This is a genomic window from Arthrobacter sp. P1_A5 (assembly GCF_056406825.1).
In genome coordinates this window covers 1-13,742 of the sequence record NZ_JBFTZL010000097.1, presented here as the reverse complement: position 1 = coordinate 13,742, position 13,742 = coordinate 1, and the positions used below count along the sequence as shown (strand labels likewise).

Here is a 13,742-nt window from a genome sequence, read left to right as displayed (position 1 = left end):
GTGTGGACCCGCGGCGGCGGCGTGACCGGCGACCGGTGCCGCGGTCCCTGGCCGACCCGGCAGGGGGTGTCCCGGCGGTAACCGGTCTGAGGGCCACGGACGATGGCCGGCCCCGGCGGCGTCCGCCGCGCCCGGCCGTTCCGCTGCGTCCAATACTTCCGCTGCGCCGGCCGGTTCGGGGCGTTCCGCCATGGCCCGTTCCGGCGCTGAAGGTGCCGCAGGTGTAGGAGCTGTAGCTGCTGGCGCCGTAGCTGCCGGGGCTGTTTGTTCCCGCTCCGCTTCGGCGGTCCGTTCCGCCGCCGCCCGTTCCGCGGCCAGCTGACCGGTCCGTGCCAGGAGCCGTGCAGTCAGGTCCTCACTGGCCTCGGGCACGGCGGCGCCGCGGAGCTTCTCGAGGTACTGGCGTTCGCGCTGTTGCCGGGCGCGGCATTCGGCACATGCTTCCACGTGGTCGTGGCGGCCGGCGGCCCATTTCCGGGTAGCCCCGGGCCCGCACCAGAACTTGCAGCCTGGTGCTCCCAGTAAACGTCTCAGCAGACCCATTGACCGGTTCAGAGGAGGCCGGCGATGCGCGGCATCTTGAGCCGCGGCTTGAGGGACTGCTTGGCCGGCTGCGCCGGGCGCGGGTCGCGGTGCGCGAGCTTTTCACGGAGTATTGTCCGGCCGCGGTGAATCCGGGACCGGACGGTCCCGAGTTTGATGTCCAGCGCGGCGGCGACTTCGTCGTAGGAGAGCCCTTCGAGGTCGCACAGCACGACGGCGGCGCGGAAGTCGGGCGGAAGTTCCTCGAGCGCTGCCTGGACATCGACGTCGAGGTTGTTGAATTCGAAGCTTTGCTCCGGCCCGGGCTCCCGGCCCGGCAGCCGCGACTCGGCGTCGTCGGCCAAAGCGTCAAAGCGGATCCGGCTCTTGCGACGGGCCTGGTCCAGGAACAGGTTGGTGGTGATCCGGTGCAGCCAGCCATCGAGCGTGCCGGGCTTGAAGTTCTCGAGTGAACGGAACACCCGGACGAACACCTCTTGGGTGAGATCCTCGGCGTCGTACTTGTTTCCGGTCAGCCGGTACGCAAGGCGGTAGACCTTGGCGGAGTGGTTCGTCACCACTTCCTCCCAGGTCGGCCGGACCCATTCGGCTTCCGCCGCGGTCCGGGACTGGCCGGTTGAATCTGTTGCCTCAGTTGCCGGGACAGGTGCCAGAATCGACATCGTCCACTCCCCTCGTGGATGGTACCTACGCCTGAATTGTGCCTGCTTGCACAGGTTCCTGCACCATTCATTCGACGCCGATCACCACGCGGATGAGCGGATACCCATCATTTCAAAATAAGCTGGGAATTTCCTGATCCACCGCGGTCTTCCGCCGAAGGCAGAACGACCCCCTCCGGCCGGGGCCACGGTGCTGCCGCCTCCGCGTCCCGTCCCGCCGGACACAGTACGCTGTAGGGAACACTCCCCTGCCGCCCAGAAAGCGATATCCCATGAGCGCCGATAAGTCCACGAGCTGGTCCTATGCAGAAGATCTGCCTGCCGAGGATGAGGTCCTGTTGCACGCGCGCGAACGGTCCTTCGAGCTTGGCGTGACCCCGATCGGGCCCGGCGTGGGCGCCGTGCTGACGGTGCTGGCGGCGGCGTCCAAGGCACAGACCGCCGTGGAGATCGGCACCGGCGCGGGCGTGTCCGGCGTGTGCATCCTGCGCGGGCTGGGTCCGCAGGCTGTCCTGACCACTATCGACGTCGACGTCGAACACCTCAAGGCAGCGCGCGAAGCGTTCCAGGAGGCCGGCAGCCCCGCCAACCGCACCCGCACCATCTCTGGCCGGGCCGGGGATGTCCTGCCGCGGCTTACGGACGGCGCCTATGATCTCGTCTTCATTGACGCGGACAAACCTAACTACCCCAGCTACGTCGAACAGGCCGTGCGGCTGCTCAAATCCGGCGGGCTGCTGATCGTCAATGATGCCCTCGACAAGGACCGGGTCGCGAACCCGGCCGCCCGGGAAGCCACCACCGTGGTGTTGCGCCAGATCGGCAAGTCCATCCGCGACGACGACCGTCTCGCCTCCGCCATGCTGCCCACCGGAGACGGCCTGCTGATCGCGGTGAAGAAGTAGCAGCCAGGATTCACTAGCCCGGGTCCAAGGGGCGGGTACTGACAGCAAAGGGCGGGGTCCGCAGCCTAGTGGCCGGGACCCCGCCCTGTTGCGAAGCTCTTGGCGTGACGCTATTCGGTGACGCCGACGAGGCATTCCTTGAGGTTCGTCGCCTCAGCGGCATTGAGTTCGACTACAAGCCGCCCCCCGCCTTCGAGCGGAACACGCATGATCAGGCTTCGTCCCTCTTTCGTCACTTCCATAGGGCCGTCGCCGGTGCGTGGTTTCATTGCCGCCATAAGGAATATCCCCTCCATTAGTCCCTGACATACCAGCCCGGCCGGGCTGCGTCCGCTTGGCCAATCAAGCCGTCCGGCAGCGCTCCAGGAGGCTGCCGTGACCGGCAAACTCACAAATAAACCGCTTACAAACTGTGTGCTTCTTGTCCTTGCTTATCCTCTATTATCGCGTAACAATGCGCCCGTAGCTAATCGTTGGACTTTCCAGCGCGTCCCGCCAGGCCGGGCCGGCGCCGCGAAATGGTGCTGTGCGTCACGGCGGGTAGTCCCCTCCGCCCGGCAGTTGCGCCCACGCCCACAGCCACACAATCCAGACGATCTGCAGCAGCACGAACATGACCACCACGGTGCCCCGGTAGGCGCGGGAACGCGAGAGGAGGGCGGCGCTGAGTGCGAGCGGGAACAGCGGCAGCAGCATCCTGAACGTGCTGGTCTGGGGGTGCAGGAAGACCAGCAGGTAGCCCATATAGCAGCAGCACCAGAGCCTCAGCTCGGTGCCCAGGGCGACGACCGGCCGGGACATCATCAGCAGCGTGAACGCGGCAACGAACACGAAGGGAGCCAGCACGCCGAGCGTCGGCCCGAACAGCATGATGCCGGCGTCGAACCATGGCTTGAACGGCACCAGGTCATCGCCGCGCCATGCGGTTTCGGTCTTGGTGTAGGCGCCCGGGTCGCCGGTCGCGGCCCAGGCGATGGCCGGCCACAGCAGGGCACCGATGCCGCTGACGGCGGTGAGCCCGCCCAGTGACCACAGCTTGGCGTTGCCGGGGAGGGCGACGCCGTCCCGGCGTTGCACTGTGACGCCCTGTGTCGCGGGGCTCTGATTCGTGGGGTGTTGTGCCGTGGGATGCTGCACAGCGCGGGTCTGCGCAGTATGGGTTTGCGCAGTGCGGGTTTTCGCAGTGAGTCGCTGCCAGAAACGGTAGAGCAGCAACAGGCCCATCATCGCGGCAAACGGAACCCCCGTGGGCCGGGAAAGGCACATCAGGACCACAACGGGCATCGCCCACAGGTACCGGCGCTCCATGACAAGCAGCAGCGCGGCGCCGAGGAGCAGCAGGTTGAGGGATTCGGCGTAGGGCACCTGCAGCACCGGCGCCACCGGGAAAGCCGCCAGGAACACGGTCCCCCAGAGCGCCGTGCGGTGCGTGGCCCGGTGCCGGAAAATTCTGTACGCCACGAGGGCTGCACCCATTCCGGAGACCAGGGCGATGACCGTCAGGGACCACGCCGGGCCCATGCCTGTCAGCCCGGACACCACCCGGCCCAGCACGGGAAACAGGGGGTAGAAGGCCCACGTGTTCTCCTGGACGGTGCCGGCGCCGTCGGTCGGCAGAAGCGCTGGGTACCCCGCCTGCAGCGCTTGGGCGTACCAGCGGGCATCCCAGATGTTGATGAAGTTCCAGTAGTCGGGCTTGGCGGGAAACCACGGATTCACGCCCTGGTGCAGGGCGGCGGCCATGAAGATGCAGGCGCTGACCAGCCTCGCGGCGATGTAGAGTCCGGCCACCTGCGCCCACCAGGGCCACCGCGCCATCGCGGCGCCCGCGGCGGCGATGCGGCTCCACAGGGCCGCGTTCAACCCCTGGGGCTTCCGGGCCTCAGGCGCCGCGACGGTCTCCGGGTCTTCCACGCGGCTCACGGACGCTGTTCGGTCGGCGGACGGAGGCGCTCCAGTTCCTCCCCGAGTGCCTCGATCTCCTGGTCCTTGGCGATGATCTGCTCCCGCAGGTCATCCAGGACCTGATCCACCTGGTCCATCCGGTAGCCGCGGAGTCCGACGGCGAAGCGCAGACGGTCAATGTCCGCCGCGGCCGCGCGCTCGGGCAGCAGGACCGGCGGCAGTGATGCGACCGGCTCGTCGAACCCGTCGTCAAAAGAACCGCCCGCACCGCCGTCCCGGCGGCGACGGAAGATTTTCGGTGCCAGGCCGGTGCCCAGGAGGACGGCGACGCCGATCAGCACAATCGCCAGGAAAACCAGGAAGAGACTCACTAGACCATCGTGCCAGAAGCCGGACGCCGGAGCGCTCAGGCGGACGGATCAGCCCCGCGTTCCCTTGATGTCCGCCGTGCCGGTCCCATTGGTGGAGCCGCCGTTCGGGTTCCGGTGGCGCGCGGCGCCTTCCACGACCAGCTCGACCGCCCGCGCGGGATCGTCCACCACCTGCACGAGGTCCAGGTCCTCAGCCGAGACCATTCCCTCCGCAACGAGGGTGTCCCGGACCCACTCGAGCATGGGGCTCCAGAAAGCGGTTCCCACCAGGACGATCGGGAAGGAAGTGACCTTGCGGGTTTGGACCAGGACCATGGCTTCGAAAAGCTCATCCAGGGTGCCGAGGCCGCCGGGGAGCACGATGAAGCCCTGGGCGTACTTGACGAACATGGTCTTGCGGGCGAAGAAGTACCGGAAGTTGATGCCCAGGTCCACCCACTGGTTCATGCCCTGCTCGAAGGGCAGTTCGATTCCGAGCCCCACGGAGACGCCGTTGCCCTGCACGGCGCCCATGTTGGCGGCCTCCATCGAGCCGGGGCCGCCGCCCGTAATCACGGCCAGTCCGGCCTCGGCCAGCCGACGTCCGACCTCGACGCCGAGTTCGTAGTACGGGCTCCCCGGCACGGTGCGGGCAGAACCGAAGACGCTGACTGCCGGACCGAGATCGGCCAGCGCGCCGAATCCTTCCACGAACTCGCTCTGGATCCGCAGCACGCGCCAGGGGTCGGTGTGGACGAACTGTCCCGGCCCTTTGGTGTCCAGCAAGGTCTGGTCGGACATCGTGACCTTGGCGGCCTTGCGGCGCAGCTCCAGCGGACCCTTGTGGCGGATTCCGTTGGGCGCCGGTGTGCTCCGGGCCTCCCGGGCCGGCTTTCCGGCGGGGTTCTGTTCCGGGTTCTGCTCGAGGTTTTGCTTGGGGCCGTGCTGCGGATCGGTACTCATGCCCATAGGCTAGCGCGGAACTCGGCCGCCGCCGCGTCGGCGCGTCGGCGCCGCACGGCCGCAAGCGCCTGCCGACGCCGTTCGCCGAGGTCAACGGCGAATGTCCGACGCAGTCCAGCAAAGGGACCTGACGTGCAGGTATCTCTTGAATCACGATCTGCACCAAAATGAGTGATTGCCGTCATATCTGGTCAATCTTCGCTAGATTCGTACTATGACTACTCAAGTGCCCGGCGATGCCCTCGTCTCCCTGAAGGCCGTGAACAAGCATTACGGCCAGCTGCACGTCCTGAAGGACATCAACCTGAACGTCCGCAAGGGTGAAGTTGTTGTTGTCATCGGCCCCTCGGGTTCCGGCAAGTCGACGCTCTGCCGCGCCATCAACCGCCTCGAGACCATCGACGACGGCGACATCAGGATCGATGGCAAGGAACTGCCCGAGGAGGGCAAGGAACTGGCCAAGCTGCGCGCCGACGTCGGCATGGTCTTCCAGTCGTTCAATCTGTTCGCCCACAAGACCATTCTGGAAAACGTCACCCTCGGCCCCATCAAGGTCAAGGGCGTTGCCAAGTCCGAGGCCGACAAGGACGCCATGGCCCTCCTGGAGCGGGTCGGCGTCGGGCATCAGGCCCCCAAACTTCCGGCCCAGCTCTCCGGCGGCCAACAGCAGCGCGTTGCCATCGCCCGCGCCCTGGCCATGMAGCCCAAGGTGATGCTCTTCGATGAGCCCACCTCGGCTCTTGACCCGGAAATGATCAACGAGGTCCTGGACGTCATGGTCCAGCTCGCCAAGGAGGGGATGACCATGATCGTGGTCACCCACGAGATGGGCTTCGCCCGCAAGGCGGCCGACCGCGTCGTGTTCATGGCCGACGGCCAGATCGTTGAGGACGCGACCCCCGAGGAATTCTTCAACAACCCCAAGAGCAGCCGGGCCAAGGATTTCCTGTCCAAGCTGCTGACACACTGACCGACTACGTTTTCGCACCCTGGCTGCCGGACGGCGGCCGCCCAATGAAAGGAATGTCATGATGGCATTTTTGACCCGAAGGAAATCCCTTCTGGTTGCCGCTTCCGCAGCACTGGCACTCAGCCTGAGCGCCTGTGGCGGCAGCTCCTCCACTACCACCAACCCGCCCGTGGCCGAGAAGCCGAGCTTTCCTGCCGATTCCACCATGGCCAAGCTTGCATCCGCGGGCAAGATCACCATCGGCACCAAGTTCGACCAGCCGCTCTTCGGCCAGAAGGGCCTCGACGGCAAGCCCGTCGGCTTCGACGTCGAAATCGGCAAGCTGATGGCTGCCAAGCTGGGCATTCCCGCCGACAAGATCGAGTGGGTCGAAACTGTCTCCGCCAACCGCGAGCAGTTCCTCAAGCAGGRCAAGGTGGACATGATCGTCGCCACCTACACCATCAACGACAAGCGCAAGGCCGAAGTCGACTTCGCCGGACCGTACTACGAGGCCGGACAGGCGCTCATGGTGAACAAGGACAACAACTCCATCACCAAGCCCGAAGACGTCAAGGGCAAGAACGTCTGCTCCGTGACCGGCTCCACGCCAGCCTCGACGATCGTGGAGAAGTACGGAGCCGTCCTGGTTCCGGCCGCGACCTACTCAGCCTGCCTGGAACCGCTGCGGAACCACCAGGTTGAAGCCGTCACCACCGACAACGTCATCCTGGCCGGTTTCGTGTCCAAGGAACCGGACGCCTTCAAGCTGGCATCGGATCAGACCTTCACCAAGGAGCCCTACGGCATCGGCCTGAAGAAGGACGACACCGCCTTCCGCACGTGGGTCAATGACCAGCTGGAGGCCTCCGACAAGGACGGGTCCTACAAGAAGGCCTGGGAAGACACCGCCGGCACGGTCATCAAGACCACGCCCGCGCTTCCCACGATCGACCGCTACTAGCCGGCTGTGGCGGCTGCCGGACCGCGGATTTTCCGCGGCCCGACGGCCGCCACTCCCGTCTTTCGCCTGGAATCCCCTCAACGCAGCTGAAGGAACTTATGGACGTCATCATTGAAAACCTCCCCCAGTATTGGGACGGTTTTCTCCGAACCCTTTTCCTGTCCCTGATCTCGGGGATTATCGCCTTGGTCTTCGGCACCATCCTGGCTGCCGCCCGTGTCTCGCCCGTCGCCGCGCTGCGTGGCTTCAGCATGACGTACGTCGAGATCGTCCGGAACACCCCGCTGACCATCGCGTTCTTCTTCGCAGCAGTGGTTCTGCCCCGCCTCGGCGTCACGTTCCAGCAGTTCGAGGTCGCCGCCATCATCGCCCTGAGCGCCTACACCTCGGCCTTCATTGCCGAGGCAGTGCGCTCCGGCGTCAACAGTGTCCCGGTGGGCCAGGCGGAGGCCGCCCGCAGCATCGGCATGCAGTTCACCCAGGTGCTCTCGCTGATCATCCTGCCGCAGGCCCTGCGCACCGTGATCCCGCCGTTGATCAACATTCTGATCGCCCTGGTCAAGAACTCTTCTGTGGCCGGCGCGTTCTATGTGTTGGAACTCTTCGGCCAGGGCAAGCAGCTGGCCAATGCCAACGGCGACGCCGTCATGTGGGTTCTGGTCGGCATCGCTTTCTTCTACCTGCTGATAACCATCCCGCTTGGCTACCTCGCCAGCGTCGTTGAACGAAAGGTGGCGATCGCACGATGAGCTCCGTACTCTATGACGTCCCCGGCCCCAAAGCCCGCCGGGTCTCGCTGATCGGCTCCATCATCGGCGTGATCGTGATCGGCGGCCTCCTCGTCCTGGCAGTCATGACCCTGGCCCAGCAGGGAATCTTCGACCCCAAACGCTGGGCGGTCTTCCAGCTTCCCGAGGTCTGGGCCCTGATCGCCGCCGGCATCGGCGCCACGCTGGCCGCCGCGGCCGTGTCGGCCGTGATTGCCTTCCCGCTGGGCCTGCTCCTGTGCCTGATGCGCATCTCGGACAACGCCTGGATCAGGGTGCCCACCCGGATCGTGCTTGAATTCCTGCGCGGCATGCCCGTTGTGCTCATGATGCTGTTCGTGCTGCTCGTCTTTGCCACCAGCTCGTTCATCGCCGTCGTGGCCGGCCTGGTCCTTTACAACTCGGCGATTTTCGCCGAGATCATCCGCGCCGGCGTCCAGTCGCTGCCCAAGGGCCAGCGTGAGGCCGGCCTGGCGATCGGCCTGACGAGCTTCCAGTGCCGGCTGACCATCGAGCTGCCGCAGGCCATCCGGCGCATGCTGCCGTCCTTGGTCGCGCAGCTCGTGGTGCTGCTGAAGGACACGTCGCTCGGCTACATCGTCGCCTACGGCGAGCTGCTCCGGGCCGTGCAGGTCATGGCGGACTTCCTGGGTCCGCAGTACCTGTTCCCGGTGTTCTTCGTGGCCGCGGCCATCTACATCGCGATCGACCTGGCGGTCTCCCGCCTGGCCATCTGGCTCGAACGCCGCGGCTCCAAGCGCGCCGCCGGCGGCGTGGCGCACGTGCCGGTCGCCGGTATTCCGGCCGCCAAGTAAGCCGTCCCACCCACAAAGGGTCCGGAACCTCACGGAGGTTCCGGACCCTTTGTGCGTTACTTGTGTCCTGGGCGTTGGTTCCTGGGCGTTGCTTCCTAGGCTTTGCTAGGCGCTCAGCCAGGTCCGCAGCGCCCGCAGGCATTCGCGGATGGCGTCCGCTTCGACGTGTTCGTTGTCCTTGTGCGCCAGCAGAGCATCGCCGGGTCCAAAGTTCACCGCGGGGATGCCCAGTTCACTGAAGCGTGCGACGTCGGTCCAGCCGTACTTGGGCTTCGGCTCCGCGCCGACGGCGGCGACGAAGGACGCCGCCGCGGGGTCGTTCAGGCCCGGCCGCGCGCCGGCCGCGCTGTCGGTGCGCACGACGTCGAATCCGTCCAGCAGTTCGCGCACGACGGCTTCGGCTCCGTCCGGGGTCTTGTCCGGCGCGAAGCGGTAGTTGATTTCCACGACGCACTTGTCCGGGATGACGTTTCCGGCCGTGCCGCCGTGGATCTTCACGGCGTTGAGGCTTTCGCGGTAGTCCAGGCCGTCAACCGTCACGGTCTGCGGCTCATACGCCGCCAGCCGGGCCAGGACCGGGGCCGCGGCGTGGATGGCATTGCTGCCCATCCAGGCCCGGGCCGAGTGGGCAGCCTCGCCGTTCGTGGTCACTTCGAAGCGGCTGGTGCCATTGCAGCCGCCCTCCACCGTCCCGTCGGTCGGCTCGAGCAGGATCGCGAAGTCCCCGCCGAGCAGGGAGCCGTGATTGCGCACCAGACGGCCCAGGCCGCTCTTCACGGCCTCGACCTCCTCGTGGTCGTAGAAGACGAACGTGACGTCCTTGCCTGGTTCCGCCCCGCCGTCGAACATGGTGGCCGCCAGCGCCAGCTGCACGGCGACGCCGCCCTTCATGTCAGTGGCGCCGCGGCCGTAGAGGATCCCCTCTCCCGGGGCCCCGGAGGGCCAATACGCCGGCACGGTCCCCAGCGAGCCCTCGGTGGTGGGCAACGGCACGGTGTCCAGGTGGCCGGCCAGGATGACGCGCTCGGCCCGGCCCAGGTTGGTGCGGGCGATGATCGAATCGCCGTCGCGGACCAGCTCCAGCTGCGGCAGCTGGCGGAGGGCATGCTCCACGGCGTCGGCCAGGACCCCCTCGTTGCCGGAGACGCTGTTGATGTCGATCAGGGCGGCCGTGAGCAGGGCGACGTCCTGGCGGAGGTCCAGATGGACCGGTGTGCGGACAGGGACGCTGGCGGTGGCACTGGCAGGGGTGCGCGGATTCGTGGGGGTCACCGTTCCACCTTATCTGTTTGCCTCCCCGTCCCACCTGAGTCGCTACCGGGGCCGTTTCCAGGCGTCAAGTGGCCCCTGCAGCGTGCCAATCGGGTGTCATGAGTTTCAGCGCCCGAGGGGCCTCTCGTTAGACTTGGGCCATGACTGAAACTGCTGCTTCCGCTGTGCCCGCCGACGCCCGTTCTGACGCCCGCTCTGCCTATGGCTACGGGGTGGCCACCGTGGCTACCCGCAACGGTGACGCCACCGTGCTGGACGTGTGGTTTCCGGCGCCGGCGCTCGGAGTCGCCGCGGAGCACCTGCATGACGTGGAGAACGCGGACCAGTCGCTGATCGACATCGCCGCCAGCGGCACTGACCAGGACCGGGGCACTGAGCAGATAGTTGTCTTTGCCCAGATCAACCTGGATGCGGCACCCGCGGACACGGCGGACGCCTACCTTCGCCTGCACCTGCTCTCCCACCGGCTCGTCCAGCCCAACACCATCAACCTTGAAGGCATCTTCGGCAAGCTTCCCAACGTGGTGTGGACCAACTTCGGCCCCGCAGCCGTAGAGGACTTCGAGTTGACCCGGGCGCGCCTGCGCAAGCGCGGCGCCGTCACGGTGTTCGGCGTGGACAAGTTCCCGCGCATGGTGGACTACGTCGTTCCCTCCGGCGTCCGGATCGCCGACGCCGACCGGGTCCGGCTCGGTGCGCACCTGGCCGAAGGCACCACGGTCATGCACGAGGGCTTCGTGAACTTCAATGCCGGAACCCTGGGTACCTCCATGGTCGAGGGCCGGATCTCGGCCGGCGTCGTCACCGGCGACGGGTCCGACGTCGGCGGCGGGGCCTCGATCATGGGAACCCTCTCCGGCGGCGGCAAGGAAAAGATCTCCCTCGGCGAGCGGGTCCTCCTCGGCGCCAATTCCGGTGTGGGCATCAGCATCGGTGACGACTCGGTGGTGGAGGCAGGCCTCTACGTCACCGCCGGCACCCGTGTGCGCGTGATCGGCCCCAAGGACGCCGACGGCGAAGACACCAGCCGGATCGTCAAGGCCGTGGACCTTTCCGGCGTTCCGAACCTGCTCTTCCGCCGCAATTCCACCACTGGTGAGGTTGAGGTCCTCCCCCGCAAGGGCCAGACGGTGGAGCTCAACGAGGCCCTGCACGCCAACTGACCGAACCGGCTGGTACGGTATGGCGGGCGGCGAAGACCGCGCCGGCGGGGCCGACCCGCCCCGACGAAAAAGCCGATGACGCAGCCCGCAGGGGCCTGAGGGAGTATTTTCGTGGCACGACGAGGGAGCTGGCGGCGCCGGATCGTCCTTCTGCTGACCCTTGCGATGGTCGCGGGCGGCATCTACACCGCGGTGGCGTTCCTGCAGCGGTCGGAGACGTTGATCACCGAACGCTGCACGGCCACGGGCAGCGGAGGCGATGACCTCTCCACCGACCAGGCGGCCAACGCTGCCCTCATCACCGCCGTCGCGGTCCGGAGGGGACTTCCGGCCCGGGCCGCCAGCATAGCGCTGGCCACCTCGATGCAGGAATCCAAACTACGCAACATCGGCCATGGCGACCAGGCCGGTCCCGACTCCCGCGGACTGTTCCAGCAGCGGCCGTCCCAGGGCTGGGGCACCACGGCGCAGGTGATGGACCCGTACCACGCCAGCAATGCGTTCTACGATGCGCTCGTCGAGGTTTCCGGGTACGAGTCGCTCGATATCACCGTTGCCGCCCAGCGCGTCCAGCGCTCCGCGTACCCGGAGGCCTACGCCCAGCATGAGGTGATGGCCCGCGCCTTCGCTTCCGCCCTGAGCGGGCAGACGCCCGCAGGCCTGGACTGCTCGCTGCGCTCCCCCGACGCCGCCGGGAATCCTGCCGCCGTCACCGCAGGGCTGACCGCTGCTCTCGGGGACGTGACGGCATCCACCGACGGCCGGACCTTGCTCGTGGAGGCCGAAGGAACCCAGGCCTGGGCTGTGGGCCAGTGGGCCGTGGCCAACGCCAAGGAGCTCGAAATCACCAGCGTGGAGGTCGACGGCCGCGCTTGGAACCGGCAGTCCCGCGACGGCTGGCAGCCTGCCCAAGTCCCGGCCGGCCAGGTCAGGGTAACCGTCGCAGACGCCCCCGGCACCTGACCGCTACCGGGGGCAGTTGCAACGGGGCAGCCGCTACCGGGGTCAGCCGCGACCGGGCGGGCTCAGACGAGGAGATCGACCACTGGCTGCACGTAGCTGCGGAACAGCTCCGGCTGGGACAACAGCTCGTGGCTCATGATGATTTTATCGGGCTCGAGATACCAGGCCCGCGGCTCCGCAAGCGGGAGCTCGATGATCGTCAGGCCGAAATCCTTTGAAGCCCGTCCCACGTCAAGCAGCCGGTCCTCCACCATGTCGGCCAGCAGCTCGTTGTTGCCGTTGGCTTCGCGCTCCGCCTCAAGGGTCCCGTATTCCGCGAGGCGTTCCCGTGCCCACGTCAAAGCGGCCCCGAAGTGGGCCTGCAGCACGCGCCGGAGGGCCGGCGAATTGCTGAACGCACGGAAGCCCGGAGGGGAGAGCTCGGGGGACATTTCCGGGTGGTCTTTCAGCAGCTGTTCCCACCAGGCCTCCCATTCGGTCTTGAGCGCAGCCGGGCCGCCAACCTCGGCGATCAGGTGGGAGTGGTCCGAGGCGCGGATCTTCGGTGCCGCATGGCAGAGCGCCGGGTGTCCCGCGGTGTCCAAACCGGCGGCGTCACGAACGTAGAGGGCAATGAGCATGGGACCAGAAGTATCCATCGTGATCCGCCAGCCTGGTCCGCCGGTGTGGTGCATCCAATTGCCTCCTTGGCAAGACGTACGATCTCAGTCTATTCCTGTTGTTATGAGGCGTTAACGGCTGGCTGCCCGGCCGCCAGCCGTCGGTTCAGGCCCTCCAGGTGGGCTTCGAGGACATCCCTGCACATCACGGCCGTCATCCACTCGGGCTGCAGGAGGGCGTGCATCGTCAGACCGTCCAGGACTGCCAGCAGCAGTTCCGCTTCGGTGACGAGCACCTGCTGGTCGAGGCCGGCCGCGTGGTCGGYGTCAACGCCTTCAGCCTCGGCCAGGCCCAGGATGAGCCCGCCCACGACGGCGGCCACCGCCCGGTGGCTGCGGTCGGCCTCGGCGGCCAGGAAAGGCCTTGTCCGGGCGGCATTCTTGAAGGCCATCCAGACGCAGGCATCAACCGCCCGTTGCTCGTCCAGCGGAAGAAACTCACCCAGCAGTGCCAGGACGGCCGCATGCTGCTCCCCCGACGCCGCCGGCGCATCGTCCAGCAGGGAGTCCGCGTCGGTGAGGCGGCCGACGATTCGGTCCACCACCACGGCGAACGCGTGGGTCAACAGCTCGTCGCTGCTGGCGAAATAGTGCCGCACCGAGCCGACGGCCAGCTGCGCTTCATCAGCAACCTCCCGCAGCGAGGCCCGCTCGAGGCCATCCGTTGCGATGATCCTGAAGACTGCGTCAACTATTTCCTGGCGCCGGATGACGGCGTCGACAAATTTAGGCACTGGTCTTTTTTAGCACGTACGTGCCGCGGCCGCCCCGGGCCACACCGGTCCCGGCGGGGACGTGGCGCGGGTCACAGCGGCTCGGTGCCCCCGCAAGTACGACGCCGGCCGCGCACCTCAGCAAATGG

At 67.0% G+C, this 13,742-nt stretch carries 15 protein-coding genes; 7 read left to right on the top strand and 8 right to left on the bottom strand.

Going from position 1 to position 13,742, the window contains the following annotated elements:
• Window positions 1-551: 551 nt before the first annotated feature.
• Window positions 552-1,205 (bottom strand): RNA polymerase sigma factor SigE, encoded by a 654-nt coding sequence (gene sigE / locus AC1D1S_RS13525; protein ID WP_028275673.1) that lies wholly within the window; start codon window positions 1,203-1,205, stop codon window positions 552-554.
• Between the two features lie 272 nt (window positions 1,206-1,477).
• Between sigE and AC1D1S_RS13520 the strand changes: the two genes are divergently transcribed.
• Window positions 1,478-2,110 (top strand): O-methyltransferase, encoded by a 633-nt coding sequence (locus AC1D1S_RS13520; RefSeq protein WP_018773821.1) that lies wholly within the window; start codon window positions 1,478-1,480, stop codon window positions 2,108-2,110.
• A gap of 110 nt (window positions 2,111-2,220) precedes the next feature.
• On the opposite strand, the gene AC1D1S_RS13515 is transcribed toward AC1D1S_RS13520, so the two are convergent.
• From AC1D1S_RS13515 to AC1D1S_RS13500, 4 genes are all read right to left on the bottom strand, one after another.
• Window positions 2,221-2,388 carry a DUF3117 domain-containing protein gene (locus tag AC1D1S_RS13515; protein WP_079550332.1) on the bottom strand — a complete coding sequence of 56 codons (168 nt, stop codon included), beginning with the start codon at window positions 2,386-2,388 and terminating at the stop codon, window positions 2,221-2,223.
• Window positions 2,389-2,641: 253 nt separating this feature from the next.
• A complete protein-coding gene (locus tag AC1D1S_RS13510) occupies window positions 2,642-4,033 on the bottom strand; it encodes a hypothetical protein (protein WP_476994696.1) in 1,392 nt (463 codons plus the stop codon).
• The gene (locus AC1D1S_RS13505) at window positions 4,030-4,386 is read right to left on the bottom strand and encodes a DivIVA domain-containing protein (RefSeq protein ID WP_243180926.1); all 357 of its coding nucleotides are present in this window, start codon (window positions 4,384-4,386) and stop codon (window positions 4,030-4,032) included. The genes AC1D1S_RS13510 and AC1D1S_RS13505 overlap by 4 nt, the downstream gene beginning before the upstream one ends.
• Window positions 4,387-4,434: 48 nt before the next feature.
• Window positions 4,435-5,334, bottom strand: a complete 900-nt coding sequence (locus AC1D1S_RS13500) for an LOG family protein (protein ID WP_028275677.1) — start codon at window positions 5,332-5,334, stop codon at window positions 4,435-4,437.
• A gap of 208 nt (window positions 5,335-5,542) precedes the next feature.
• On the opposite strand from AC1D1S_RS13500, the gene AC1D1S_RS13495 reads away from it, so the two are divergent.
• The 4 genes from AC1D1S_RS13495 (at window position 5,543) to AC1D1S_RS13480 (ending at window position 8,823) form a co-directional block, all read left to right on the top strand.
• Window positions 5,543-6,298: an amino acid ABC transporter ATP-binding protein gene (locus tag AC1D1S_RS13495; RefSeq protein ID WP_476994695.1), complete on the top strand. Its 756-nt coding sequence runs from the start codon at window positions 5,543-5,545 to the stop codon at window positions 6,296-6,298.
• 58 nt (window positions 6,299-6,356) lie between these two features.
• Complete coding sequence (locus tag AC1D1S_RS13490; protein WP_476994694.1) at window positions 6,357-7,241, top strand: glutamate ABC transporter substrate-binding protein; 885 nt, start codon at window positions 6,357-6,359, stop codon at window positions 7,239-7,241.
• A 98-nt stretch (window positions 7,242-7,339) separates the two neighbouring features.
• Window positions 7,340-7,990: an amino acid ABC transporter permease gene (locus AC1D1S_RS13485; protein WP_028275680.1), complete on the top strand. Its 651-nt coding sequence runs from the start codon at window positions 7,340-7,342 to the stop codon at window positions 7,988-7,990.
• Window positions 7,987-8,823, top strand: coding sequence for an amino acid ABC transporter permease (locus AC1D1S_RS13480; protein ID WP_028275681.1), 837 nt, complete (start codon window positions 7,987-7,989; stop codon window positions 8,821-8,823). The genes AC1D1S_RS13485 and AC1D1S_RS13480 overlap by 4 nt, the downstream gene beginning before the upstream one ends.
• Window positions 8,824-8,928: 105 nt before the next feature.
• Here the strand turns inward: AC1D1S_RS13480 and dapE are convergent, their stop codons facing one another.
• Window positions 8,929-10,026, bottom strand: a complete 1,098-nt coding sequence (gene dapE / locus AC1D1S_RS13475; protein ID WP_476994697.1) for a succinyl-diaminopimelate desuccinylase — start codon at window positions 10,024-10,026, stop codon at window positions 8,929-8,931.
• 209 nt (window positions 10,027-10,235) lie between these two features.
• Between dapE and dapD the strand changes: the two genes are divergently transcribed.
• A complete protein-coding gene (gene dapD, locus AC1D1S_RS13470) occupies window positions 10,236-11,258 on the top strand; it encodes a 2,3,4,5-tetrahydropyridine-2,6-dicarboxylate N-succinyltransferase (protein WP_476945805.1) in 1,023 nt (340 codons plus the stop codon).
• A gap of 111 nt (window positions 11,259-11,369) precedes the next feature.
• Window positions 11,370-12,221: a hypothetical protein gene (locus AC1D1S_RS13465; protein ID WP_459385321.1), complete on the top strand. Its 852-nt coding sequence runs from the start codon at window positions 11,370-11,372 to the stop codon at window positions 12,219-12,221.
• Between the two features lie 62 nt (window positions 12,222-12,283).
• On the opposite strand, the gene AC1D1S_RS13460 is transcribed toward AC1D1S_RS13465, so the two are convergent.
• Both AC1D1S_RS13460 and AC1D1S_RS13455 read right to left on the bottom strand, forming a co-directional pair.
• Complete coding sequence (locus tag AC1D1S_RS13460) at window positions 12,284-12,895, bottom strand: hypothetical protein (protein ID WP_028275685.1); 612 nt, start codon at window positions 12,893-12,895, stop codon at window positions 12,284-12,286.
• Window positions 12,896-12,942: 47 nt separating this feature from the next.
• Window positions 12,943-13,614 carry a TetR/AcrR family transcriptional regulator gene (locus AC1D1S_RS13455; protein ID WP_476994693.1) on the bottom strand — a complete coding sequence of 224 codons (672 nt, stop codon included), beginning with the start codon at window positions 13,612-13,614 and terminating at the stop codon, window positions 12,943-12,945.
• Window positions 13,615-13,742 lie beyond the last annotated feature (128 nt).

Excerpts from the sequence above, each read along its gene's own strand:
- sigE (WP_028275673.1), bottom strand. The coding sequence starts at position 1,205 with ATGTCGATTCTGGCACCTGTCCCGGCAACTGAGGCAACAGATTCAACC.
- AC1D1S_RS13520 (WP_018773821.1), top strand. The coding sequence starts at position 1,478 with ATGAGCGCCGATAAGTCCACGAGCTGGTCCTATGCAGAAGATCTGCCT.
- AC1D1S_RS13515 (WP_079550332.1), bottom strand. The coding sequence starts at position 2,388 with ATGGCGGCAATGAAACCACGCACCGGCGACGGCCCTATGGAAGTGACG.
- AC1D1S_RS13500 (WP_028275677.1), bottom strand. The coding sequence starts at position 5,334 with ATGGGCATGAGTACCGATCCGCAGCACGGCCCCAAGCAAAACCTCGAG.
- AC1D1S_RS13485 (WP_028275680.1), top strand. The coding sequence starts at position 7,340 with ATGGACGTCATCATTGAAAACCTCCCCCAGTATTGGGACGGTTTTCTC.
- AC1D1S_RS13480 (WP_028275681.1), top strand. The coding sequence starts at position 7,987 with ATGAGCTCCGTACTCTATGACGTCCCCGGCCCCAAAGCCCGCCGGGTC.
- dapD (WP_476945805.1), top strand. The coding sequence starts at position 10,236 with ATGACTGAAACTGCTGCTTCCGCTGTGCCCGCCGACGCCCGTTCTGAC.
- AC1D1S_RS13460 (WP_028275685.1), bottom strand. The coding sequence starts at position 12,895 with ATGCACCACACCGGCGGACCAGGCTGGCGGATCACGATGGATACTTCT.